Annotated in this window: 21 protein-coding genes, 1 rRNA gene and 1 pseudogene; 2 read left to right on the forward strand and 21 right to left on the reverse strand. The window is 67.4% G+C overall.

Annotated features, from left to right (window positions below; all coding sequences use genetic code 11):
- Nucleotides 1–73, reverse strand: a 16S ribosomal RNA gene (locus BPODLACK_RS13250); the annotation flags it as partial.
- Nucleotides 74–801: 728 nt separating this feature from the next.
- Here BPODLACK_RS13250 and mftM point away from each other — a divergent pair.
- A complete protein-coding gene (mftM, locus tag BPODLACK_RS13255; RefSeq protein ID WP_024497353.1) occupies nucleotides 802–1,677 on the forward strand; it encodes a mycofactocin oligosaccharide methyltransferase MftM in 876 nt (291 codons plus the stop codon).
- On the opposite strand, the gene BPODLACK_RS13260 is transcribed toward mftM, so the two are convergent.
- The 8 genes and pseudogenes from BPODLACK_RS13260 to murA form a co-directional block, all read right to left on the reverse strand.
- Nucleotides 1,670–2,341: a MadR family response regulator transcription factor gene (locus BPODLACK_RS13260; RefSeq protein ID WP_024497352.1), complete on the reverse strand. Its 672-nt coding sequence runs from the start codon at nucleotides 2,339–2,341 to the stop codon at nucleotides 1,670–1,672. The two genes, mftM and BPODLACK_RS13260, sit on opposite strands and share 8 nt — an antisense overlap.
- A complete protein-coding gene (locus tag BPODLACK_RS13265) occupies nucleotides 2,338–3,723 on the reverse strand; it encodes a MadS family sensor histidine kinase (protein WP_024497351.1) in 1,386 nt (461 codons plus the stop codon). Before BPODLACK_RS13265 ends, BPODLACK_RS13260 begins: the two co-directional genes overlap by 4 nt.
- Nucleotides 3,723–4,367, reverse strand: a complete 645-nt coding sequence (locus tag BPODLACK_RS23915; RefSeq protein ID WP_442903273.1) for a hypothetical protein — start codon at nucleotides 4,365–4,367, stop codon at nucleotides 3,723–3,725. Before BPODLACK_RS23915 ends, BPODLACK_RS13265 begins: the two co-directional genes overlap by 1 nt.
- Before the next feature lie 33 nt (nucleotides 4,368–4,400).
- Nucleotides 4,401–4,802: pseudogene (locus BPODLACK_RS23920) on the reverse strand (iron-containing alcohol dehydrogenase); the annotation flags it as partial.
- Nucleotides 4,803–4,968: 166 nt separating this feature from the next.
- Nucleotides 4,969–6,510 carry a MadC family VWA domain-containing protein gene (gene madC / locus BPODLACK_RS13275; protein ID WP_159405452.1) on the reverse strand — a complete coding sequence of 514 codons (1,542 nt, stop codon included), beginning with the start codon at nucleotides 6,508–6,510 and terminating at the stop codon, nucleotides 4,969–4,971.
- Nucleotides 6,507–7,598 carry a MadB family AAA-type ATPase gene (locus BPODLACK_RS13280; protein WP_024497348.1) on the reverse strand — a complete coding sequence of 364 codons (1,092 nt, stop codon included), beginning with the start codon at nucleotides 7,596–7,598 and terminating at the stop codon, nucleotides 6,507–6,509. The genes madC and BPODLACK_RS13280 overlap by 4 nt, the downstream gene beginning before the upstream one ends.
- A gap of 99 nt (nucleotides 7,599–7,697) precedes the next feature.
- Entirely contained in the window at nucleotides 7,698–8,969 is a 1,272-nt protein-coding gene (gene mdo, locus BPODLACK_RS13285; protein WP_159405453.1) for an NDMA-dependent methanol dehydrogenase, read from the reverse strand.
- A 150-nt stretch (nucleotides 8,970–9,119) separates the two neighbouring features.
- Nucleotides 9,120–10,376, reverse strand: a complete 1,257-nt coding sequence (murA, locus tag BPODLACK_RS13290) for a UDP-N-acetylglucosamine 1-carboxyvinyltransferase (protein WP_006437302.1) — start codon at nucleotides 10,374–10,376, stop codon at nucleotides 9,120–9,122.
- Between the two features lie 56 nt (nucleotides 10,377–10,432).
- Between murA and BPODLACK_RS13295 the strand changes: the two genes are divergently transcribed.
- Nucleotides 10,433–11,047, forward strand: a complete 615-nt coding sequence (locus BPODLACK_RS13295) for a cob(I)yrinic acid a,c-diamide adenosyltransferase (RefSeq protein WP_024497346.1) — start codon at nucleotides 10,433–10,435, stop codon at nucleotides 11,045–11,047.
- A 37-nt stretch (nucleotides 11,048–11,084) separates the two neighbouring features.
- On the opposite strand, the gene BPODLACK_RS13300 is transcribed toward BPODLACK_RS13295, so the two are convergent.
- From BPODLACK_RS13300 to glyA, 12 genes are all read right to left on the reverse strand, one after another.
- Nucleotides 11,085–11,543, reverse strand: a complete 459-nt coding sequence (locus tag BPODLACK_RS13300) for a DUF2550 domain-containing protein (RefSeq protein ID WP_024497345.1) — start codon at nucleotides 11,541–11,543, stop codon at nucleotides 11,085–11,087.
- A gap of 206 nt (nucleotides 11,544–11,749) precedes the next feature.
- Nucleotides 11,750–12,130 carry a F0F1 ATP synthase subunit epsilon gene (locus tag BPODLACK_RS13305; RefSeq protein WP_024497344.1) on the reverse strand — a complete coding sequence of 127 codons (381 nt, stop codon included), beginning with the start codon at nucleotides 12,128–12,130 and terminating at the stop codon, nucleotides 11,750–11,752.
- A 9-nt stretch (nucleotides 12,131–12,139) separates the two neighbouring features.
- Nucleotides 12,140–13,588: a F0F1 ATP synthase subunit beta gene (gene atpD, locus BPODLACK_RS13310; RefSeq protein ID WP_006437298.1), complete on the reverse strand. Its 1,449-nt coding sequence runs from the start codon at nucleotides 13,586–13,588 to the stop codon at nucleotides 12,140–12,142.
- 68 nt (nucleotides 13,589–13,656) lie between these two features.
- Nucleotides 13,657–14,580, reverse strand: coding sequence for a F0F1 ATP synthase subunit gamma (locus BPODLACK_RS13315; protein ID WP_006437297.1), 924 nt, complete (start codon nucleotides 14,578–14,580; stop codon nucleotides 13,657–13,659).
- A gap of 45 nt (nucleotides 14,581–14,625) precedes the next feature.
- Nucleotides 14,626–16,254: a F0F1 ATP synthase subunit alpha gene (atpA, locus tag BPODLACK_RS13320; protein WP_006437296.1), complete on the reverse strand. Its 1,629-nt coding sequence runs from the start codon at nucleotides 16,252–16,254 to the stop codon at nucleotides 14,626–14,628.
- Between the two features lie 70 nt (nucleotides 16,255–16,324).
- Complete coding sequence (locus BPODLACK_RS13325) at nucleotides 16,325–17,674, reverse strand: F0F1 ATP synthase subunit B/delta (RefSeq protein ID WP_024497343.1); 1,350 nt, start codon at nucleotides 17,672–17,674, stop codon at nucleotides 16,325–16,327.
- Nucleotides 17,675–18,169, reverse strand: coding sequence for a F0F1 ATP synthase subunit B (locus BPODLACK_RS13330; protein ID WP_024497342.1), 495 nt, complete (start codon nucleotides 18,167–18,169; stop codon nucleotides 17,675–17,677). It lies immediately after the preceding gene.
- 46 nt (nucleotides 18,170–18,215) lie between these two features.
- On the reverse strand, nucleotides 18,216–18,473 hold the full coding sequence (locus BPODLACK_RS13335) for a F0F1 ATP synthase subunit C (protein ID WP_006437293.1): 258 nt from the start codon (nucleotides 18,471–18,473) through the stop codon (nucleotides 18,216–18,218).
- A gap of 83 nt (nucleotides 18,474–18,556) precedes the next feature.
- Nucleotides 18,557–19,330 (reverse strand): F0F1 ATP synthase subunit A, encoded by a 774-nt coding sequence (gene atpB, locus BPODLACK_RS13340; RefSeq protein ID WP_024497341.1) that lies wholly within the window; start codon nucleotides 19,328–19,330, stop codon nucleotides 18,557–18,559.
- Nucleotides 19,327–19,740 (reverse strand): hypothetical protein, encoded by a 414-nt coding sequence (locus tag BPODLACK_RS13345; RefSeq protein ID WP_024497340.1) that lies wholly within the window; start codon nucleotides 19,738–19,740, stop codon nucleotides 19,327–19,329. The genes atpB and BPODLACK_RS13345 overlap by 4 nt, the downstream gene beginning before the upstream one ends.
- 319 nt (nucleotides 19,741–20,059) lie before the next feature.
- Nucleotides 20,060–21,259, reverse strand: coding sequence for an MraY family glycosyltransferase (locus BPODLACK_RS13350; protein WP_006437290.1), 1,200 nt, complete (start codon nucleotides 21,257–21,259; stop codon nucleotides 20,060–20,062).
- A gap of 57 nt (nucleotides 21,260–21,316) precedes the next feature.
- Nucleotides 21,317–22,540, reverse strand: a complete 1,224-nt coding sequence (gene glyA / locus BPODLACK_RS13355; RefSeq protein WP_159405501.1) for a serine hydroxymethyltransferase — start codon at nucleotides 22,538–22,540, stop codon at nucleotides 21,317–21,319.

Raw genomic sequence — 22,540 nt, forward strand, 5'->3', positions numbered from 1 at the left:
CTTTCCGTTCGACTTGCATGTGTTAAGCACGCCGCCAGCGTTCGTCCTGAGCCAGGATCAAACTCTCCATGAAAAAATAGCGAAACAAAACCAACACCCAAAAAGTGTCAGCGTTTCAACACAATCAGGAAAGCAAAACCTGACCAATCCAAAACTAGCAAAAACATGTGACACCCAGACGGGGCCGAGCGCCACACACAATAAACATCTACATCCATAAAGAATGCACGATGCCAAAATGGCATCAGACAATTCATCATCACACTATCGAGTTCTCAAAGAACACACACCCACCAGATACTCACCCCCACAAGGGCTTTCACCAGCAGACTTTGTCCTGACTTTCCGCGTCAACCCCGTCTCCGGGGCAACTCTTCCATCCTACCAGACCCGATCCTCAGTCCGCAAATCCGAAGTTTTTCGAACTCAGGGGATCTGGCAACCCCGCACACCTCGTCCAAGACACGAAGTCTCGAACTCGAAGTTCGGGGGCGGTCTGCGCAAAGCCCGGTCTCCACTCCCCGGCCGGACCCTCTCAGGTCTTCCGGGGCGGCGCCGTGGCGCGCTGACTTGAAGAAAGTTACGCAACCGAATCGTCAGGGTCAAATCGCCTGGTCACGCTTCCCCGAGTCGGACATCGCCGCAGGTCACGGGTTGCCGGGCGACACCGAAACGCTCTGTCGCGTGCAGATTCTCGCCGGGCCGGTCACTGTGACGTGCGCCGCAAACCGTCCGTTCGGACAGGTACTCACCCCCGCTCGGACAGTTATGCGCAGGTCAGGATGTTTCTACGGTCGGTCCATGACGACCATCGATCAGTCGACGACCTTCCCGGCTGCGCTTCTCGACCCATCACCCGTACGCGGGCGTGTGCCTCGGGTACTCCGATCCGGGCTCGTCCCCAGGGGGTTCGCCCGCTGCGGGCTCCTGTCGTGGCGTCGAGTGGCCGGCGTCCTCCAGATCGCTCATCCCTTCGACGAGGAGACGATCTCCGACTCGGTGGTCGTCGACGGGCTGGTCTCGCTGGTGGAGGCCGGCGTGTTGTCGGGTCAGGAGAACTTCGAATCCGCGGCGGTGGGCATCATCCGGACCTCCGCAGCCACCTCGGCGGACGCGTGGTCGGCGTTCTACGACAACTCGATCCGCGAACTTCGTTGCGGGGCTTCGGCCTTCGCTCCCGTGCACCGGCGCGCACGCTCACTCGCCACCGGTTCGTCGATCCTCGAGGTGGGCTCCTGCTTCGGATTCTTCGCGCTGGCCTGCGCGATGGACGGGTACGACGTGTCGGCCTGCGACATCTCACCGGGCGCGGTGTCGCTGCTCGCGTGCGCGTCGCGGCGACTCGGTGTACCCGTCGACGCCGTGGTCGGCGACGCGACCGCGCTCCCCTTTGACGACGATTCCGTGGACATGGTCTCGCTCATCCACCTGCTCGAGCATCTCGACGCCCGCGGTGTGGAGGCAGCGCTGTCCGAGGCGCTGCGGGTGGCGAGGCGCCGGGTGGTCGTCGCGGTGCCCTTCGAAGAGGAGCCCAGCCCCCACTTCGGTCACCGTCTCCGGCTGACCGAGAAAGATCTGCACAGCTGGGCGAACAGCGTCGCCCACTCCGGGGCCGAGGTGTTCGTCGACCACGGCGGCTGGCTGGTCCTCACCCCCTCGGACCCGCCGGTCAGATGAGCCCCCGTTTGCTCGCCGTGTAGACCGCATCGGTGCGCTTGGTGACCCCGAGCTTGCGGATGATGTTGCGGATGTGGAACTTCACCGTCGACTCGGAGATGTACAGCGTTTCCCCGATCCGCTTGTTGGACATGCCATCGGCGAGCAGTCGCAAGACCTCACGTTCTCGGTCGCTGAGGGTTTCGGTGGTCTCGGCCTCCCCGGAGACGGTCCGCAACACCACCGCCGCGCTGCGCGGATCGAAGGCACTGCCACCCGTCGAGACGGCCTGGATCGCGCGCACCAGTTCGGTGGTGTCGACATCCTTGACGACGTATCCCCGCGCGCCGGCGCGAACAGCCCGCACCACCAGGTCGTCGTCGAGGAATGTGGTGAGCACCAGCGCCGCGACCTCCGGGTGACGCTGTGCGATGTCCTTGATCACGCGCAGTCCCTCGTATTCGGTACCCGCGGACAGTTTGAGATCGACGACCACCACATCCGGTCGGCACGCATTGACCTCCGCGAGCGCGGCGTCGTGCGAGTCGGCTTCGCCGACCACCTCGACGACGTCCTCGCGTTCGAGGAGCGAGCGCATCCCCTCCCGGAGCAGGGCGTGGTCGTCGACCAGCAGTGTGCGGATGGGCCTGGCCTGCTTACCGGTGCTCGTCTTGTCGGTGCTCACGGCAACTCCCTGGTCGTGGCTCCGGAATCGGACGCGGATGGCGATCCCGCACCCGTCGGCAGGGTCGCGGTCACTCGGATGCCACCCGCCCGTGACCGGCGGATTCGGATCTCGCCGTCGAGCTCGGCGGCCCGCGAGGCCATGTTCGCCAGGCCGCGGTGGCGGCCGGCGGCGAGGTCGCCGAGCGACGCGGTCCGCAGGACGCGCCGCAGATGTTCGGGGTCGCCGACCCCGTCGTCGTCGACCGACAGCGACACCTGCTCCGGCGCATAGGTGAGGGTCACCGTGACCTCGTCGGCCCGCGCATGGATCGCGGCGTTGAACAGTGCTTCCCCCGCGATCCGGAGCAGCGCGTGCTGGACGTCGCCGGTCAGGTCGCGGGAGCGTCCCCGGATGCGGACCGCGGTGGTCAGGTCGGGCGGCATGTGTAGGGAGCACAATTCGGTCAAGACCTCCCGGACACTCGGCGACGGGACGCTCGCGGCGTTGTTGAGCGTGTAGATGAACGCCCGCAGCTGCTCGACCGCTTCTTTCGTGAGACGGCCGGCCATCTGCAGCCGTTCGAGTGCCGCACCGTCGACGAGGTCGCGACACAGCTCGATCTGCACGCCCGCCGAGAGCACCGACTGGGTGACCGAATCGTGCAACTCGCGCGCGATCCGCGACCGCTCCTCGTTGAGGACGGTGGTGCGCATCGCGGCGGACAACTCACGCTGGGCACGCTCGAGCTCATCGTTTCGTTCGGCCAATTCCGCGGCGTGCCGATGTGTTTCGGAGAACAGCTCGGCGTTGAGCAGGGCGACGATCGCCTGGCTGGCCAGGATCCGCAGGACCACGACGTCCGTCGGGTCGACGACGCGCTCGGACGGGGTCCACGCCGACAGGCCGCCGACGACGCTGCCGTCGAGTTCGACCGGGACATGGACGTGGTCGGTGGACAGGATCGGGCGGTGCAACAGCGGCTCGTGGCCGCGCAGGATGTCGTTGAGCCGGTTCAGCACCTGGTCGGGCAGCCCGTCGGGCGGAGAGGCGGTCGACGACCCCTCGAAGGCGTACAACCTGCCGCTGCCGGAGCTGATCAGGTGACGCGGGGCGGATCGCTCCAGGCGTCCGTCGGCGAGCCCGAACACCACCCACTCCGCACCCAGATGGTCACGCGCGGCCTCGACCACCGAGATGACCAGCGCCTCGGGCCCTTCGGCGGTGCGGACCAGCGCCCGCGAGATCCGTTCGAGAGCGCCGACCACCCGGCTCAGCCGGGCCTCTACCCCGCGGTACTGCGCGTAATGACTGCCCTTGACGCTGCGCAGACCGACGAGGCTGTCGAGATCGGACCGGTCGGGCTCCCGTTCGGGGTCGGGCCCCCGCGCGGCGCCGACCATCACAGTGCCGCCGCGTACAGGTCACGAATCCCCGCCGCCTGCGGACGGCGCGGATTCGTGGTCATGCACGAGTCCGCGAGAGCGTGCGTGGTGAGACGATCGAGATCGCCGAGGCGAACGCCCAACGGCTCCAGGGACTCCGGCATCCCGACCCGTGCACCCAGGCCCGCCACGGCATCGGCCAGACGGTCGGCGACCATGCGCGCATTCCCGTCGGTGGACAGGCCGATCGCCCCGGCGAGGTCGACGAATCCGTCGGCGCACACCTCCGCGTTGTAGCGGATGACATGCGGCAGCAGCACCGCGTTGATCGCACCGTGGGGGGCGTCGCAATGCCCGCCGACCGGGTGGCTCATCGCATGGGTCGCGCCGAGGATCGCGTTGGTGAACGCCATCCCGGCCCGCAGCGACGCCAGCGACATCTCCTCCGCCGCGACCTTGTCGAGCGGGTCGTCGACCAGTCGCTCGAGATGCGTCCAGACACCGCTGATCGATTCCAGTGCAAGCGAATCCGTCATCCGGCCGTGCGCGAGCGAGACGTAGGCCTCGACGCAGTGGGTCAGCACGTCCATCCCGACCTGTGCGGTGACCTCGGCCGGCACCGTGGTGAGCAGTTCCGGATCGCTCACCGACAGGTCCGGCACCAGCGACCGGCCGATGATGGTGACCTTGGTGCGGCGCTGGCCGTCGTTGATGATGCAGAACTGCGAGACGTCGGCACCGCTCCCGGCGGTGGTCGGCACGGCGACGAGCGGCGGCAACGGCCGGCGGGCACGATCGATTCCCTCGTATTCCAGGATGTGACCGCCGTTGGCGGCGAGCACCGCGACCCCCTTCGCCGCGTCGATGACCGATCCCCCGCCGAGCGCCACGAGCCCGTCCGCATCGTGCGCCTTGTAGGCCAGGAACGCCGCGGTGACCTCGCCGGCACGCGGGTTGGGCGACACGTCCACGAACGAGGTGGCGTCCAGCCCCGCCGCGGCCAGACCCGACATCAGCTGCGCGTACCAGCGGGTGCCCTCGAGACCGCGATCGCTCACCACCAGCGGGCGGCGCATCCCGAGGCCCGACGTGGCGAGCGGCACCTCGCCGAATGCGCCCGGGCCGAGCACGATCTCGGGGGCGTGGAACTTGGCGACATGACCGGGGCTGCGTCGGCGCGTGCCACCCTGCATCCGTTGACCTCCGATCACCGCGGGCCGATGATGTCGTCGTGCGCCACCGGCATTTTCGACGCTACCCACCTCACCTGAGCGCTGCACCCAGTTCATCACAGCGCGCAAGCATCTCGGCCCCGTCCCGGACGCTGACGACACCGCTGCAGTGTTCGGCGTAGTCGGCCATCGCGCACCCCGTCTGCGACCAGTAGCGCGACGGTTCGGGGGTCACCCAGGCGAGGCGGTGTGCGCGCCGGCCGATCTCGGCGACCAGGTCGGTGCGTGCGTCGAATCCGTTGCTGCGCGCGTCGCCGACGACGAGCACCGAGGTACGCGGAGTGACGAGGTCGCCGAACTCGCCGAGTAGTCCGGCGAACATCCGTCCGTAGTCGCTCGTCGCGGCCAGGTCGAGGCCGTCGGCGGCGAGCACAGCGGCCAGCGCGGCGTCGGCGGACGCCGCCCGGAGCGCGGCGGTGACGCGCACCGGCCGGTCGACGAAGGCGACGACCTCGCACCGGTCGCCGAAACGGTGCAGCGTCTGCGCGAGCCGCAGGATGAACCCGGTGACCGGCCGGACCGACAACGAGACGTCGACCAGGACCAGCAACCGCACGGGGCCGGGCCGCGGACGTCGACGCCACAGTTCGGCCGGCACCCCGTCGGTGGCGACCGCCGCGCGCATCGTGGCGCGGATGTCGAGGGTCCCGCGATCTCCGCGGCCGATCACCCGTCGCGGTGCTCCGCGCATGCGCTGGACGAGCCGGTGGCAGGCACGGTCGATGTCGGCTTGTTCGGTCCGCACCGGGGCCGATCGACCGGGTGCGTCGCCCTCGGTGAGCCCGGCCGCCTCGAGGCGCGCGGTGAACACGTCGACGAACGCGGCCAGGGCACGTTCGAGCTCGATGCGACGCGCGTCGTCGAGGTCGGCGTTCCCCTCCGTTCCGTACGCTCCCCGGGGGTCGTAGGCGTCGAGAGCCGCCAGGATCGCGGCGGCGCCGGTCACCCCCAGGGGTGTGCTCTCCACCCGGGCGGCGGCGCCGGTCAGCTCGCCGACCGACGCCGAATCGGCGGAGTCGATCTCGACCGTGTACGTCACTCCGCCGCTGACCGATCCGCTGTCCGGGTCGACGCCGAGCTGTTCGGCGCCGGCCGACACGGTGAAGTCGTTCTCTTCGCGATGGGCGCTCTCCCCGTGTCGCTCGCCGGCATCGGGGTTGGGTGCCATCAGATCGCCGATCTCGTCGGTGTGCTCGTCGGCGCCGATTCGGCGGGCCGCCCCGTCGAACTCGTCGTCCCAGACGACGTCGTCGGGCAGGTCCGCGGCGGCACCCCGCGGGCGGGGCAGGTCCTCCTCGCGGTCGGGCCCCGTGTCGGCACCCAGGAAGAAGACGTCGAAGGCGTGCTCGAAACCTGCTGTCTCGTAACCGTATTTGACGGAGACACTGCGCAGCGCGGCCCGCAGCACCGCGAGGTCGGCGGCCCCGACGATCGCCAGTGTCCGCCGCACCTCGATCACCTCCGCGGGCGACGCGGCGATCCCTGCACCGCGCAGGACCTGCCCGAACAGAACCGCGACCAGGTCGAGGATCTCGTCGCGGACGGCCCCCGTCGGCGGCGTGCGCACGGTCATCGGCCCGCGCGTACCCCGGCACTGCGGGCCCGCCCGGCCCCGAACGCCCGGGCCGTGACCGACCCTGACGGCGTCGACCCGTCGACACCGACCTCCGCGGCGGCGGTGTCTGCGGGGGGCGTCGACAGCGCATGACGGGCGAGGTCGAGGTCGGTGCCGAACTTGACCAGCACGGAGAGCAACGCGGCGTCGGCCGGACCGGATCCGGGACGGGCGTTCCGTGCCGGTTCGGTGGTCCTGAGATACGACGCCGCACGAGCAGCGTCGATGACCTCCGCGATCGAGGGACTCTTGCGCAGCGGCAGATCGCGGAGTCGCCGGGCGAGGTCGACGACCTCGCCGATGACCTCGTCCTCGATGTCGGGAGCCCGCACCGCGACGATGGCGCGCTCGGTGTCCGGGTCGGGGTAGCCGACCTGGAAGTGCAGGCACCTGCGCTTGAGGGCCGGCGAGAGCTCACGGGTGTCGTTGGAGGTCAGGATCACCCACGGCGACGACCGTGCGGTGAACGTCCCGAGTTCGGGTACCGACACCTGGCGTTCGGCGAGCACCTCGAGCATGACCGCCTCCATCGCCTCGTCCGTACGGTCGATCTCGTCGACGAGGAGCACGGTGGGGGTGGTCGAAGTGATCGCGGCCAGCAGCGGCCGGGCCACCAGGAAGTCCTCGGTGTACACGCCCACCTCGGTACGCGCCAGGGCCGCCGATGCCTCCGAAAGACTTGCCTCCGAGGCCAATTCGATACTGATGCGGTCTCGCAGCATCTGCACGTGGAGCAGTTGGCGGGCGTAGTCCCACTCGTAGAGGGCACGCGAGTCGTCGAGCCCCTCGTAACACTGCAGGCGGATGAGCTCACGCCCCGACGCCGCGGCCAGCGCCTTGGCCAGTTCGGTCTTGCCGACACCCGCCGGCCCCTCGAGAAGCAGCGGCCGGTCCAGCAGCGTGGCGAGGTGCACGACGATCGCCAGTTCCGGTCCGATGAGGTATCCCTGCTCCCCGAGCGCAGCGGTCAGTTCCTCTGCGGAGGCGAAGCGGGCGGTCTCGTCGGCATCCGTGAGGCGGGCGAGGGCGGTGGAGGTGTGCGTCATCGGATCGTCAGACCTTCCGTCGACGGGGCGGTGGACTGGGGCGGAACCCGCGCGTCCGCGAGGGATTCCCCTCCCGGGCACGGGGTTCCGGCCGGGTGATCAGTAGCTGCCGGTGAAGGCGTGCGTCACCGTGGGGATCAGCGATTCCACGGTGCTCTCCCGGGGGTTGCCCGGGGTGCACCAGTCGCCCATCATGTGCTCGGCGATGGCGCGGATCTGCTTCTCGGAGGTGTCGATGCTCTCGCCGCGCCCCTCGTACTTACCGGTGTTCATCCGGTTCTTCTCGTAGCTGTTGGTCGACAGCTGTCCGAAGTTGTCCGGGATGCCGAGGTCCTTCGAGAGGCGGATGGCCTCCTCGACCGCGGCGTCGGCGGCCTGGACGGTGGTCATCGTGGAGGTGTCGACGCCGAGCAACGCGGCGATCTCCGCGTAGCGCTCGAAGCGGGACGGCAGGTTGTACTCCCACACGCGCGGCAGCGCGATGGCGTTGTTGAGTCCGTGGTGGCTGTCGTAGAAGGCGCTCACCGCATGGGACAGGCTGTGCACCAGCCCGAGACCACCCGAGTTGAATGCCTGCGCGGAGATGTACTGGGCGTACATCATGCCGGTACGGGCCGCGAGGTTACGCGGGTCGTAGACCGCGGTGCGGAGGTGATCGCGGATGAGCTCGATCGAGTACTTGGCGTTGCCGAGCGACGGGGCGAAGTCCAGGCGCGAGACGTACGGCTCGCTGGCGTGGGCGAGCACGTCGAAGCCGCAGAAGGCGGTGAAGTGCTCGGGGCACGAGTAGTAGAGCAGCGGATCGTCCATCGCGAGGTCCACAAGACAGGTGTCGTCGAACGCCACCCACTTGTGCGGATTGTTCATGTCCGAGGTGTCGGTGATGACGTAGGCCCAGGAGGTCTCCGAGCCGGTGCCCGCGGTGGTGGAGACCGCGATGTGCTTCGGGTTCTCCTTGTTGGTGGCCTTGGAGAAGCCCTCGAACTCGTTGATGTTGCGGCCGTCGTGGGCGATCACCATCCGGGCGCCCTTGGCGGCGTCGTGGCTCGACCCGCCGCCCACCGAGATGATGCCGTCGCACTTCTCCGACTGGTACAGCGCCGCGGCATCCATGACGTTGTAGTCCTTGGGATTGGACTCCACCTGGTCGTAGAGCACCACGTCGACGCCCTGGTACTCGATCTTGCCGATCAATTCCTCGATGATGCCCGAACCGCGGAGGCCGGTGGTCATCAGCAGGGCACGCGTGATGCCCAGTTCCTTGGCCTCGACACCGAGCATGTCGTGCGCACCGACACCCAGCTTCGCCTTCGGGAACGGGTGGAACTCCTTGATCGGGAAATCCCAGATCTGGTTCAGCTCAATGGCCATGGGGTGAACTCCTTGTGACGGTTGGGTCTGTCACAACGAGAATGTCGCTCAGATCACAACGCCCACAAGGGGTCCTGACCCTCGGCGGGCAGGGTCGGTCCATCAGGACGGGGGTACCACCTGTCCGATCGGACAGGTGGGGCCGACATGTCAGTCGGTGACGCGCTCGATCTCGCCGCCGAGGCTGCGGAGGATCTCGACGAAATGCGGGTAGCCGCGATCGATGTGTTCGACGTCGTGCACCTCGGTGACGCCGTCGGCGACGAGGCCGGCGAGCACGAGGCCGGCGCCGGCACGGATGTCCGAACACCAGACCGGTGCGCTCGAGAGTCGCTCGATACCGCGGATGACGGCGTGGTGGCCGTCGGTGCGGGCGTCCGCGCCCAGGCGCACCATCTCCTCGACGAAGCGGAAACGGGCCTCGAAGACGTTCTCGGTGATGACGGACATGCCCTCGGAGATGGCGGCGAGTCCGATCGCCATCGGCTGCAGATCGGTCGGGAAACCGGGGAACGGCAGCGTCGAGACGTTCACCGCGACCGGCCGGCTGTCGTGGCGCACCCGGAAGCCGTCGCTGAAGGTGTCCACGCGGGCACCGGTGTCGACCAGCTTGTTGAGGACCAGCTGCAGGTGTTCGGGCTGCACACCGCGAACCGTGACGTCACCGCGCGTCATCGCGGCAGCGATACCCCAGGTCGCACCGACGATGCGGTCCCCCACCACCCGGTGGGTCGTCGGATGCAGCCGGTCGACGCCGTTCACCGTCAGCGTCGACGTGCCGGCGCCCTCGATCTGGGCACCCATCTGCTGCAGCATCACGCAGAGGTCGACGATCTCCGGTTCGCGGGCCGCGTTGTCGATCGTCGTCTGGCCCTCGGCCAGGACGGCAGCCATCAGGATGTTCTCGGTGGCCCCGACGGAGGGGAACTCGAGCGCGATGGGAGCACCGACGAGGGCGTCGGCTTCGGCCACCACGCAGCCGTGCTCGATCGAGCTCGTCGCTCCGAGAGCACGCAGGCCCGCCTGATGCATGTCCAGGGGTCGCGAACCGATCGCGTCACCACCCGGCAACGCCACCACCGCTCGATGACACCGGGCCATCAGCGGTCCGAGAACACACACCGAGGCGCGGAACTGACGGACGGCGGCGAAGTCCGCATGGAACTTCGGTTCGGCGGGGGCCGTGATCGTCACGGTGTCGCCGTCCATCTCCACGACGGCACCCAGACCACGTACGACATCGGCCATCAGCGGGACGTCTGCGATCTCCGGCGCGTTGGTCAGCACCGTCGTGCCCTCGGCCAGCAACGCTGCCGCCATCAGCTTCAGCACGCTGTTCTTGGCGCCACCGACAGACACCTCACCGGACAAACGTGCCCCGCCCGACACCAGAAACCGATCGCTCACGCCTGCCACCTTATCCGCCGCCCCCCGGCGCTCATCGCACGCAGTACATTCAACGCATGGCCGTTCATCTGACGAGGATCTACACCCGCACCGGCGACGACGGTTCGACCGGTCTGAGTGACTTCTCGCGCGTCCCCAAGACCGATCCGCGCGTGGTCGCCTACGCCGACTGCGACGAGGCCAACGCCGCGATCGGCATGGCACTGGCCCTCGGCGGCGACGTACCCGAGGACATCGCCGCCGTGCTGGCCACGGTGCAGAACGACCTGTTCGACGCCGGTGCCGACCTGTCCACCCCGATCGTCGACGACCCCGAATACCCGCCGCTGCGCATCGCCCAGGAGTACATCGACGCCCTCGAGGGCTGGTGTGACGACTTCGGCGCCGACCTACCGCCCCTGGACTCGTTCATCCTGCCCGGCGGAACACCGCTGGCGGCCCTGCTCCACCAGGCGCGGACGGTGACCCGCCGCGCGGAGCGTTCGGCGTGGGCCGCGGTGACCGCCCACCCCGACGACACGAGCGTCCTGCCGGCGAGATACCTCAACCGGCTGTCCGACCTGCTGTTCATCCTGTCGCGGGTGGCCAATCGGGCACCCGACGGCACACTCGGCGACGTGAAGTGGGTTCCGGGCGGCAACCGAGCACGACCAGCCACTCCGGAGAACTGATAGCCCGGAACGGGAAATCCCGCTCCGACCGGCGGGATCAGGCGCTCTTGCGCCGTTCTGAACGCGCGGACTGCCGAGACTCCAGCCACGACTGGAACGCGGTGACCGCACCCGGGCCCATCGCGAGCTCGTAGCCGTCCTTGCCCTTACCGGTGATCGGGTTCTTGCCGGAGGGCTTCACCTGCAGAATCAGCATGCCCTCGAGGATCTCGGTCTCCGTCCCCTCCGGGCGGCGTCGGCCGGTGATCTCGATGCCCTGCCGGACAAGGGTGACGTTCGGTCCGGGACGCAGGGACGCCAGGCGGTAGTAGCGCAGCGAGTCATCGCTGTAATGCGCCGTCCCGTGACGCCAGCCGTGGTCGACCTCCGCCGGGATGGTGCGCAACAGGATGGGGGTGCCGACGCGCCTGAGCTGCGCCAGGCGGACCGCGAGCAACACGCACACGATGACGGCGACCGCCAGCAGCACACTGAGCAAGACGACCGGCAGCGACATCACCTACTCCTTCGTGCAGTCTCCGCGTATGTCCGGACGACCGTCGGATTTCCAACGAGGAGGACCGACGCCGTGACACGACTTGCGAGACAGGGGCTGTGGAACACAGCATGCCAGATCGCCCACACCCGACGCGAAACGACCTCGGCCGGCCACCGGATGGAAATCCGATGACCGGCCGAGATGACCGCCGCGAATGCGGGGTGTTACTTCGAAAGCTGCTGTGCCGCAGTCAGACGCGCGTGAGCACGGTGGTACTCCGGCGAATCCGCCTCAGCCCGCTCGAGCGCGGTCTTCTCCGCATTGATGTCGACGTCGTCGGCCCAGTCGGCCGACTCCGCCAGCACCGTGACGGTCTCGCCGGTGACGGACAGGAATCCGCCCTCGACCGCCGCCGCGCGGCGATTGCCGTTCTCTTCGACGATCACCACGTAGCCACCCGGGACCAGTTGGCCCAGCAGCGGCTCGTGATTGGCCAGGACTCCCAGCTCGCCGACGGTCGTCTGCGCGATCAGGAACGTGGCCTCGCCCGAGTACAGGCTCGAATCCGCGGAGACAACCTCCACGTGGAAGGACTTCTCAGCCATGGATTACCGCTACTTTCCGGCGATCTTGGCGGCGGCGGCCTCCACGTCGTCGAGTCCACCGCAGCTGTTGAACGCCTGCTCGGGCAGGTGGTCGAACTCGCCCTTGGCGACACGGTCGAATGCCTCGATGGTGTCCGCGAGCGGGACGACCGAGCCCTTCTGACCGGTGAACTTCTCGGCGACCAGGAAGTTCTGGCCGAGGAACTTCTGGATACGGCGAGCACGCTGCACCGTGACCTTGTCCTCTTCGGAGAGCTCGTCCATACCGAGGATGGCGATGATGTCCTGCAGCTCCTTGTACTTCTGCAGGATTCGCTTCACCTCGTTGGCGACGCGGAAGTGCTCGTCGCCCACGATCGAGGCCTCGAGGATGCGCGAGGTCGACGTCAGCGGGTCCACAGCGGGGTAGATACCCAGCTGCGAGATCGGACGCGAGAGCTCGGTGGTCGCATCGAGGTGCGCGAAGGTGGTCGCCGGAGCCGGGTCGGTGTAGTCGTCGGCGGGGACGTAGATCGCCTGCAGCGAGGTGATCGAGCGGCCCTTGGTCGAGGTGATGCGCTCCTGGAGCTCGCCCATCTCGTCGGCCAGGGTCGGCTGGTAACCCACCGCGGACGGCATACGGCCGAGGAGGGTCGAGACCTCCGAGCCCGCCTGCGTGAAGCGGAAGATGTTGTCGATGAACAGCAGCACGTCCTGGTGCTTCACATCGCGGAAGTACTCCGCCATGGTCAGCGCCGACAGAGCCACGCGCATACGCGTGCCCGGCGGCTCGTCCATCTGGCCGAACACCAAGGCGGTGTCCTGGAGAACGCCCATCTCCTCCATCTCGAGGTGGAGGTCGGTGCCCTCACGGGTGCGCTCACCGACGCCGGCGAACACCGAGGTGCCGGAGAACTCACGCGCGATACGCGTGATCATCTCCTGGATGAGGACGGTCTTGCCGACGCCCGCACCACCGAACAGACCGATCTTGCCGCCCTTCACGTACGGGGTCAGCAGGTCGATGACCTTGATGCCGGTCTCGAGGATCTCGGTCTTGCCCTCGAGCTCGTCGAAGGCCGGCGGCTTGCGGTGGATGCTCCACTGCTCGCCGTCGCGACCCAGGCCGGGGCTGTCGAGGCAGTCGCCGAGGGCGTTGAAGACGTGGCCCTTCACGACGTCGCCGACCGGCACGACGATCGACTTGCCGGTGTCGGAGACGGACGCGCCGCGGACCAGGCCGTCGGTGGGCTGCATCGAGATGGTGCGCACCAGGTTGTCACCGAGGTGCTGAGCGACCTCGAGGGTCAGGGTCTTGGCGACCGAGGAGAGAGTGACCTCGGCGTGCAGGGCGTTGAACAGTTCGGGGATCGAGCCCCGCGGGAACTCCACGTCGACCACGGGGCCGATGATGCGGACAACCCGCCCATCGGCGGAACCCGCCGACTGCGCGGAGGGGGTTTCTACTGCTGCGGTCATGGTGCTTGGGTCACTTCCTCTTGATCGAAGTATTGGGTCTCGTCGTCGTGCTTGGTCGGCGCATCCGGCTAGTTCGCCAGGGCGCTCGAACCGCCGACGATCTCGCTGATTTCCTGGGTGATCTGAGCCTGGCGGAGCTGGTTGGCCTCACGCGACAGCGTCTTGGCCAATTCCTCGGCGTTGTCGGTGGCCGCCTTCATGGCGGTACGGCGAGCCGCAGACTCCGACGCGGCCGAATCCAGCAGCGCCGCGTAGACCCGCGTGGTCACATACTTCGGCAGCAGAGCGTCGAGAAGGGTCTCGGCGCCCGGCTCGAAGGTGTAGTTGCGCGACGGCTTGTCGTCGGAGGAATCGGTGTCCTCCGAGACGACCAGAGGCGCCACGCGACGAACCTCCGGCACCTGCGACAGCATCGACTGGAACCGGGTGTACACCAGGTGCAGTTCGTCGACACCCTCGAGGCTGCCGTCCCCACCGGGACGCTCGACCTCGACACCCGAACCCGCCACGAACAGGTCCACGAGGAACCCGGTCGCGGTGGAGGCGTCGGAGTACTTCGGCGACTCGGAGAAGCCGGTCCAGGAATCCTCGACGGTGAGGCCGCGGAAGTTGAAGAATCCGACGCCCTTTCGGCCCATCACGAACAGGACGGCTTCTTTGCCCTCGTCGCGCAGCAGCGAGATGAGTTCCCGCGTCGCCTTGAGGACGTTCGCGTTGTAACCACCGCACATGCCGCGGTCGCTGGTGACCACCAGGATCGCCGCACGCTTGGGGTTTTCACGCTCGGTCAGCAGCGGGTTGTCCAGTGTCCCCGCGTGACTCGCCAACTCGGAGAGGACCGTGGTCATCTCTTCCGAGTACGGCTTGGCCGCGGCGACACGACCCTGGGCCTTGGTGATGCGCGAGGTCGCGATCAGTTCCTGAGCCTTGGTGATCTTCTTGGTCGACTGGACCGACCGGATGCGTGAGCGCAGCTCACGAATGCTGGCCACGAGCCCTCACCCCTTCCTTAGCGCAATGTCCGTTGACGTCTGAGATCACTTGCGGATCTTGATCTCTTCGTTCTCGACGTCCTCGGCATCCATTGCCTCGGCCTCGGCCTCGTTGACCACGCGCTTGCCGTCGTGGGTGAGGTAGCTGTTCTTGAACTTGTTGGTCTCGGCGACGAGGGACTCCGCCTGGTCGTCGGACAGCACCTTGCCGCCGGCGATCGAGTCGTAGACACCCTTGGCTGCGTGATGCAGGTGGCTGAGCAGCTGCGTCTCGAAGTTGCGGACGTCGTCGACCGGGACCGAGTCGTAGTGACCCTCACCGCAGAGGTAGATCGAGACGATCTCGTCCTCGACGGAGAAGGGGCTGTACTGGTCCTGCTTGAGCATCTCGACCCAGCGGGCGCCGCGCTCGAGCTGAGCCTTGGACGCATCGTCGAGGTCGGAGGCGAAGGCCGAGAAGGCTTCCAGCTCACGGAACTGTGCGAGCTCCAGACGCAGCGAACCCGAGACCTTCTTCAGGCCCTTGGTCTGAGCGGCACCACCGACACGCGACACCGAGGTACCGACGTTGATGGCGGGACGGACACCCTTGTTGAAGAGGTCCGACTCGAGGAAGACCTGACCGTCGGTGATCGAGATGACGTTGGTCGGGATGAACGCCGAGACGTCGTTGGCCTTGGTCTCGATGATCGGCAGACCGGTCATCGAACCGCCGCCCATCTCCTCGGAGAGCTTGGCGCAACGCTCCAGCAGACGCGAGTGCAAGTAGAAGACGTCACCGGGGTATGCCTCACGACCCGGCGGACGACGCAGCAGCAGCGAGATGGCGCGGTAGGCCTCGGCCTGCTTGGTCAGGTCGTCGAACACGATGAGGACGTGCTTGCCCTGGTACATCCAGTGCTGGCCGATGGCCGAACCGGTGTACGGAGCCAGCCACTTGAAGCCGGCCGAGTCAGAGGCCGGGGCCGCGACGATGGTGGTGTACTCCATCGCGCCGGCCTCTTCGAGAGCGGTCTTGACGCCGGCGATGGTCGAGCCCTTCTGACCGATCGCGACGTAGATGCAGCGAACCTGCTTGCTCGGGTCGCCGGTCTCCCAGTTGGCCTTCTGGTTCAGGATGGCGTCGATGCAGACCGCGGTCTTTCCGGTCTTGCGGTCGCCGATGACCAGCTGGCGCTGGCCGCGGCCGATGGCGGTCATCGCGTCGATGGCCTTGATACCGGTGGCGAGGGACTCCTCGACCGGCTGGCGCTCGAGCACCGAGGCGGCCTGGAGCTCGAGGACGCGCTGCTCCTCGGCCTCGATGTCACCGAGGCCGTCGATCGGCGCACCCAGCGGGTCGACGACGCGGCCCAGGAACTTGTCGCCGACGGGGACCGAGAGCACGTCGCCGGTACGGCTGACCTGCTGGCCCTCTTCCAGCGACTCGTAGTCACCGAGGATGACGGCGCCGATCTCGTCCTCGTCGAGGTTCAGGGCCACGCCGAGCACGCCGCCCTCGAACTGCAGCAGCTCGTTGGCCATCGCGCCGGGCAGTCCGCTGACGTGCGCGATACCGTCCGATGTGTCGGTGACGATGCCCACCTCCTCGCGGGAGGCATCGGCATCGAACGATGAGACATACTGCTCGATCGCTCCCTTAATCTCGTCTGGTGAGATCGTCAACTCCGCCATTGGTACTCGTCTTTCTTGCTCAGTCCGGCTGGTGTTTGGGGGGTATTCGCTGGATGTGGTCGGGCAGGGTCTAGCTGGGCAGGCTCTCGGCCGCCTTCGCCAGGCGTGTGGCCACATCGGCCTCGATCACCTCGTCGCCGACGGCGATCCGGAGGCCGCCGAGGATGTCGGGATCGATCTCGGTCTGCACCGAGATGGTGCGTCCGTAGATGGTGCCGAGCACGGAGGCCAGACGCGTGGTCTGGGACTCCGACACCGGGGCTGCCGAGACCACGTGGGCCACGGACTCGCCACGGCGTGCCGCCGCCAGCTCGGCGAGCTGATCGAAAGCCACATCGGCCGGCTGGCCCTGTAGCAGTTCGACGGAGTGGGCCAGCAGGATCCAGGACAGTTTCCCGACCTTCTCCCCCACCAGCGAGCGCAGCAGCTCCGCGCGCTTTCCACCATCATGGCTGTGGTCGGAGAGCAGCGAGGCCAACTGCGGGTTCTGGTCGATCAGTCGAGCAACGGAGAACAGTTCGTTCTCGGTCTGCTCGATGACTCCGTCACGCTCGGCGGCGGCCAGCACGATCAGTGCGTTCTGACGACGCAGAGCGGCGGAGAAGTCGGCCGACGACGACCAACGCTGTTTCACCGCGGCACTCAGGACCTCGACCACGATCGGCGAGACCTTGCCGCCGAAGAGGTTCTCGACCAGCTTGACCTGGCCGGTGGTGTTGTCCTCGTCCTCGGTGAGTCGCTTGCGCAGCACCGGGTTGGTGTCGAGCAGGCGGATGACCTCGGTCAGCTCGTCGCTGGCCTTCACCAGGGCGTCGCTGTCGAGCGACGACGCCGAGGAGTCGAACGCCGACGAGACGGCGAGAGCGGCCTCCCGGCTCGTGGCGCGCATCGAGTGCAGGCCGATCAGGTCCACGCGGCGGGTGACCAGGTCCGAGGGCCCGCCGGCCGACATGGACTCCAGTTCCTCGATGACCCGGTCGATGCTCTCCGACTGTGCCTTCGAGTCCGCGAGGTGGGACCGGACGAGCTTGGACGCCCCGTCGATCGCGGTCAGACCGAGATCGTTGCGCAGCGACCGCACCAGCGAGGCGCGGTTGAGCTCGGTCTGCGAACGACCGTGCTCGGTGATCCGCTTCACCTCGGAATCGATCTGGGCGACGAGATCCTGCTTGATGTTCTCGGCGTCCCGGACCGCGCCCTTGTGCAGCTCCTCGGCCTCGGCCTTGGCCTCTGCCAGCGCTCGCTCATGAGCGGCCTGTGCATCGGCGACCCGGGCCTTGGCTGCCTCGCTCTCGGTGACCTGCTCAGCGATGGCTTCCTTCTGCGCGGTCACCGCCTTCGAGAGCACGGGTCGCACGAACTTCCAGAAGAGGAAGACGATGATCGCGAGCCCGATCAGGTTTCCAATGACGATGTCCACTTACTTCACCGTTCCTGTCGACTCGTACGCCGCCGACTGCGAGGACGGCGACACATTGGTACCGAGCACACGGCTCGCGAGCACGGCCGACAACGAGTCGACGTCGCGACGAGCGGTCTCCGCGGCCCGCTCTCCTTCCGCCTTCAACTGCTCGGCGGTCTTGGCGATCGCAGCGTCGGCTTCTGCCGTGGCACGCTTCCTTGCCTCGGACAACTGCTCGTTGCCCTCGGCACGTGCCTGATCCCGAATACCGGTGGCGTCCGCCCGCGCCTCCTTGAGAGCGGCCCGGTATCCGGTGTCGGCATCCTCGTAGCTCGCCGCAGCGGCCCGGTTGTCCTCGGCGGTCTTCGCGACCAGGGCCTCACGGTCCTCGAGCACCTTGAGGATCGGCGGCACGACCATCGTCCGAATCACGAGGAAGACGATGACGAAGATGGCCAGGCACACGAAGAACGTGCCATTGGGGATGAGGAAGTTTCCTGCGGCGAGATTCATTGTGCGGATGTTCCCTTGATCCTTGGGACCCGGTCAGCGACCGGGATTAAGACTGGCCGGTGATCGGGGTGGCGAAGACGAAGAGCGCCATGAACGCCAGGTTGATGAAGTACGCAGCCTCGACCAGACCCACAGTGATGAAGAACGGGGTGAACAGGCGGCCCTGTGCCTCGGGCTGACGTGCGATGCCCGCGATCAACTGAGCGCCGGCGAGGCCGTCACCGATACCGGCACCGATCGCGCCGCCACCCATGATGAGGCCGCCACCGATCAACGCACCCAGACCAATCAGATTGGGATCCATTGAGAACTTTCCTTTCGGGTGAAACTGACACTGCACGTGTCAGGTCTTTGCTCCCGGCGCGGCAGACACCGGCCGGGTTCGTACTAGTGGTGGTCTTCGTCCAGCTCCATGGCCTGACTGAAGTACAGGACCGTCAGCAGCGAGAAGATGAACGCCTGGATCAGGCCGACGAACAGGTCGAAGGACTTCCAGAGTGCATTCGGCGCCCACATGATGTAGGCGGGCATCAGCGCGATGAGCGCAACCATGATGCCGCCGGCGAACATGTTGCCGAAAAGACGGAGGGAGAGCGAGACGGGCTTGGCGATCTCCTCGATGATGTTCACCGGGGCGATGGCGACCGAGTGTCCCTTCACCAGCTTCACCGGGTGACCGATGAGACCGCGTCGCTTGACGCCTGCCGCGTGGTACCAGACGAAGACGAAGAGTGCGAGCGCGTAGACGAAGTTCGCATCGCTGGCCGGCGGCTTGAGCCATTCACTGGTGCCGTGCTCGGTCCCGTACTGCGACGGGATGATCGACAGCCAGTTGGCGACCAGGATGTAGGTGAACAGCGTGACGGCCAGCGGCAGGACGAAGCCCGCGATCTTCATGCCGATCGCGCTCTCGATCTGGTTGCGCATCTGGACAGTGATGACCTCGAAGTACAGCTGAACAGAGTTCGGCTTGTTCGAGGTCATCTTGAAGCGCACGAAGAAAGCGAGGGCGATGACGATGACCGCCGCAACGGCACTGCCGATGACCGTGTCGAGGTTGACGGTCATCCCGAACCACTCGACCTCGATGTGGTGGCCGACCTCGATCGCCGACTCTGACGACTCCTCTGCCGACTCGGCCAGGTAAGACAAGACGGTCATAGCTGCTTACGAAGTCCTTTCATCACCGGAATCACCGTGCTCAGCACCAGGATGACCTGGCCGATGGCGAGTCCGAACATCGCGCCCAGCCCGTCGGGCCGGACCAGGAAGGCCGCCACCAATGCGAGGAGCGTGATAGCCCCGAGGCGGTATGCCGAATTGAGAGCGAGCAGTTTTTTACGGGGGTTCTCTGCGGTCGCCACGTTGTCGACCGCGCGGATGACCAGCTTGGTGTTGACGAACACCAGCACGACACCGGCGAGGAAGAACACGGCGAACCAGGGGTGGCCCAGAACGACGGCGAGCACACCCACCACGACGGTCGCAACCGCCGCGATGATCCCGGGCCGGACGAGACCGGTCGGGGCAGCGGGATAGTACGACGTCGAGTCGGGGACGGTGGTGCTCATTCGCCTCTCCTCAACTAGGGGATCCTCTAACCCGCAGGCACAGGGCAACGCGCGTGCGATCAGCTGGTATGGCCGAACGTAAGCTCGCGGTTTTCTGTGACACTACCAACACCGGATGACGCGCAGCCCAGGGGGTGTGCACCTCGCCGGGGAGGTGGAGCGCCGACGGCGTCACGGCGTTCGCCCTCCGGAGCTCCGAAGTGCCACCCGCCAGACCGACGTCGACCTACTACACGAGATAGTACACGAGTTTTACTGTCCCCTTACCAAGGGGCTGTCAGTGCTGGATGCGCCTCGCGCACAGCGGCATACGCGCACGTCAGCGGAAGGCTTTCGTCGCGGTGCGCAGCTCCGCGAACCGGCGATGCAGACGAGGCGCCATGGTCACCAGCAGCGCCACCACCAGACCCGCCCCGAACATCGGCGCGACCACCGAGAGGGGGAACAGCGTGCTCGCCGCGGCGGAGAACGCCAGGACGCCCACCCAGAGATAGATGATCAGCGCGACGCGCCGCTGGGAGTGTCCGAGCTCGAGCAGCCGGTGGTGCAGGTGCATCTTGTCGGGGGTGTAGAAACCGACGCCCGCCCGCGTCCGTCGGATCACCGCGAGGAGCATGTCGAGCATCGGGATGAAAACCACGGCCGCCACCAGGATCAGCGGTGACAGCAGGGTGAAGATGTCCGCCGGTCCGTAGGCGTTCACCGCGATGCGACCCGACGCGCTCGTCGACGCGGCGGCCAGCATCAGCCCGATCAGCATCGCACCCGAGTCGCCCATGAAGATGCGGGCGGGCGAGAAGTTGTGCGGCAGGAATCCGAGGCAGGCGCCGGCGAGGGCGACGGCGATGAGCGCCGGCGGATAGTAACTGACGTCACCGCCCTGGTCGCGGAGCAGACCGAGGGAGAACATGCAGATCGCCGACGCGGCGATGAGTCCCAGCCCGGCAGCCAGACCATCCAGGCCGTCGACGAAGTTGATCGCGTTGATCGTCGCCACCGTGACGGCGACCGTGAGCAGGCCAGCCTGCAGTGGATCCAGCACGAGGGTCCCGATGTCGGCGAACGGCACCGGCACCTGGATCCAGGAGATGCCGAGGAGCACCAGGACCCCGGCGGCGGTCAGCTGTCCGACGAACTTCGTCAGGGCGTCCAGACCCCACCGGTCGTCGACGACACCGACGAGGACGATCACGGTCCCCGCGGTGATGACCGCGGTCAGGTCCGTGGTGTAGGCGAAGCCCCGATTGAGTGCGGGCAGGTTGGCGGCGAGCGCGATACCGGCCACCACCCCGCCGAACATGCCGAGGCCTCCGAGTCGCGGGGTCGGGATGACATGGACGTCGCGCACACGCGGCACGGCGACCGCACCGGCCTTGATCGCGAACACCCGCACTGCCGAGGTCAGCAGATACGTCATCGCGGCGGCGGTGAGACCGACGAGCAGCAACTCGCGCAGCGGGACACCGGCCCCTCCCCCGTCGGTCGCGGCCGCGAGCACCACCGGGGCGGCCTCGATCATCGGCTCACCACCCGGTCTGTGGAGGTCGCTCGGGACGTCTCGGACACGCGGACAACGCTACCCGCATGCGAGGTCGCTGATCTCACGGTGGATCCGATCGTGCGTCGAGAGGTCCTCGGTCGACAACGCTGCCAGCATCGCGTCGGCGACGGCCGGGATCATGTCCGCCGTCAGGCCCCGGGAGGTGGCCGCGGGGGTCCCGATCCGGATGCCCGATCCCTCTGAGACGGAACGTTCGTCGAACGGCAGGACCGCTTTGTCGACCACGATCCCGGACCTGTTGAGCCGATCCTGCGCCGCCGACCCCGAGATGCCGAGCGCGGACACGTCGACCACCGCAAGATGGGTGTCGGTGCCCCCGGAGACGACGCGCAGCCCTCGTTCCGTCAGGGCGTCGGCGAGCCTGCGCGCGTTGTCGGCGGTCGCCCTCACGTAGGACGCGAAGTCCGCGGTGCCCGCGTCGTGGAAGGTGACCGCCTTGGCGGCGATCGCGTGCATGGACGGACCGCCCTGGACGAACGGGTGAACGGCCTTGAGCAGCGCGTCGGAGTGCTCGGCGCGGCCCAGGATGACGCCGCCGCGCGGTCCGCGGAACACCTTGTTGGTGGAGAAGGTGACGACGTCGGCGTACGGAACCGGCGACGGGAGGAGACCGGCGGCCACGTGACCGGCGAGATGCGCCGCGTCGACCAGCAGGATGCACTCGGCCTCGTCGGCGATCGCCCGCAGGAGCGGGTAGTCGAAGGACCGCGAATACGACGTGGCGCCCGCGACGAGGATCCGCGGGCGGTGCACCAGGGCGAGTTCCCTGACCTGGTCGTAGTCGATGTACTCGTCCTCGCGGCGGACCTCGTAGTGCAGGGGCGAGAACCATCGTCCGGAGAAGTTGGCGCGCGAACCGTGGGTCTGATGACCGCCGTGCTCGAGCCGGAGGGCGAGCACCGGATCGCCGGGCTGGGCGAACGCGGCGTAGACGGCGAGATTCGCCGCACTCCCCGACAGCGGCTGGACATCGACGTGACCGGCCCCGAAGAGGTCCCGTGCCCGGCCGATCGCGAGTTCCTCGAGTTCGTCGGCGACCTCGCATCCGCCGTGATAGCGCGAGCCGGGCCGTCCCTCGGCGTACTTGGCGTCGAAGGCCGAGGCCATCGCGGCACGTACGCCCGGCGTGGGCTCGGTCTCGCTCGCGAGCAACTGCAGCCACGAGCGCCGCCGCGTCGACTCTCGGTCGATCAGAGCGTCGACCTGCGGGTCACCCGTCGATCCGGTGCCCGGCAGCAT

The sequence above is a fragment of the Gordonia sp. YY1 genome (assembly GCF_009872315.1).
Taxonomy (GTDB): Bacteria; Actinomycetota; Actinomycetes; order Mycobacteriales; family Mycobacteriaceae; genus Gordonia; species Gordonia amicalis.

Excerpts from the sequence above, each read along its gene's own strand:
- BPODLACK_RS13335 (WP_006437293.1), bottom strand. The coding sequence starts at position 18,473 with ATGGATCCCAATCTGATTGGTCTGGGTGCGTTGATCGGTGGCGGCCTC.
- BPODLACK_RS13345 (WP_024497340.1), bottom strand. The coding sequence starts at position 19,740 with ATGAGCACCACCGTCCCCGACTCGACGTCGTACTATCCCGCTGCCCCG.
- BPODLACK_RS13265 (WP_024497351.1), bottom strand. The coding sequence starts at position 3,723 with ATGGTCGGCGCCGCGCGGGGGCCCGACCCCGAACGGGAGCCCGACCGG.
- glyA (WP_159405501.1), bottom strand. The coding sequence starts at position 22,540 with ATGCTGCCGGGCACCGGATCGACGGGTGACCCGCAGGTCGACGCTCTG.
- BPODLACK_RS13350 (WP_006437290.1), bottom strand. The coding sequence starts at position 21,259 with ATGATCGAGGCCGCCCCGGTGGTGCTCGCGGCCGCGACCGACGGGGGA.
- atpA (WP_006437296.1), bottom strand. The coding sequence starts at position 16,254 with ATGGCGGAGTTGACGATCTCACCAGACGAGATTAAGGGAGCGATCGAG.
- BPODLACK_RS13305 (WP_024497344.1), bottom strand. The coding sequence starts at position 12,130 with ATGGCTGAGAAGTCCTTCCACGTGGAGGTTGTCTCCGCGGATTCGAGC.
- BPODLACK_RS13330 (WP_024497342.1), bottom strand. The coding sequence starts at position 18,169 with ATGAATCTCGCCGCAGGAAACTTCCTCATCCCCAATGGCACGTTCTTC.
- atpB (WP_024497341.1), bottom strand. The coding sequence starts at position 19,330 with ATGACCGTCTTGTCTTACCTGGCCGAGTCGGCAGAGGAGTCGTCAGAG.
- BPODLACK_RS13295 (WP_024497346.1), top strand. The coding sequence starts at position 10,433 with ATGGCCGTTCATCTGACGAGGATCTACACCCGCACCGGCGACGACGGT.
- mftM (WP_024497353.1), top strand. The coding sequence starts at position 802 with ATGACGACCATCGATCAGTCGACGACCTTCCCGGCTGCGCTTCTCGAC.
- BPODLACK_RS13300 (WP_024497345.1), bottom strand. The coding sequence starts at position 11,543 with ATGTCGCTGCCGGTCGTCTTGCTCAGTGTGCTGCTGGCGGTCGCCGTC.
- mdo (WP_159405453.1), bottom strand. The coding sequence starts at position 8,969 with ATGGCCATTGAGCTGAACCAGATCTGGGATTTCCCGATCAAGGAGTTC.
- madC (WP_159405452.1), bottom strand. The coding sequence starts at position 6,510 with ATGACCGTGCGCACGCCGCCGACGGGGGCCGTCCGCGACGAGATCCTC.
- BPODLACK_RS13280 (WP_024497348.1), bottom strand. The coding sequence starts at position 7,598 with ATGACGCACACCTCCACCGCCCTCGCCCGCCTCACGGATGCCGACGAG.
- atpD (WP_006437298.1), bottom strand. The coding sequence starts at position 13,588 with ATGACCGCAGCAGTAGAAACCCCCTCCGCGCAGTCGGCGGGTTCCGCC.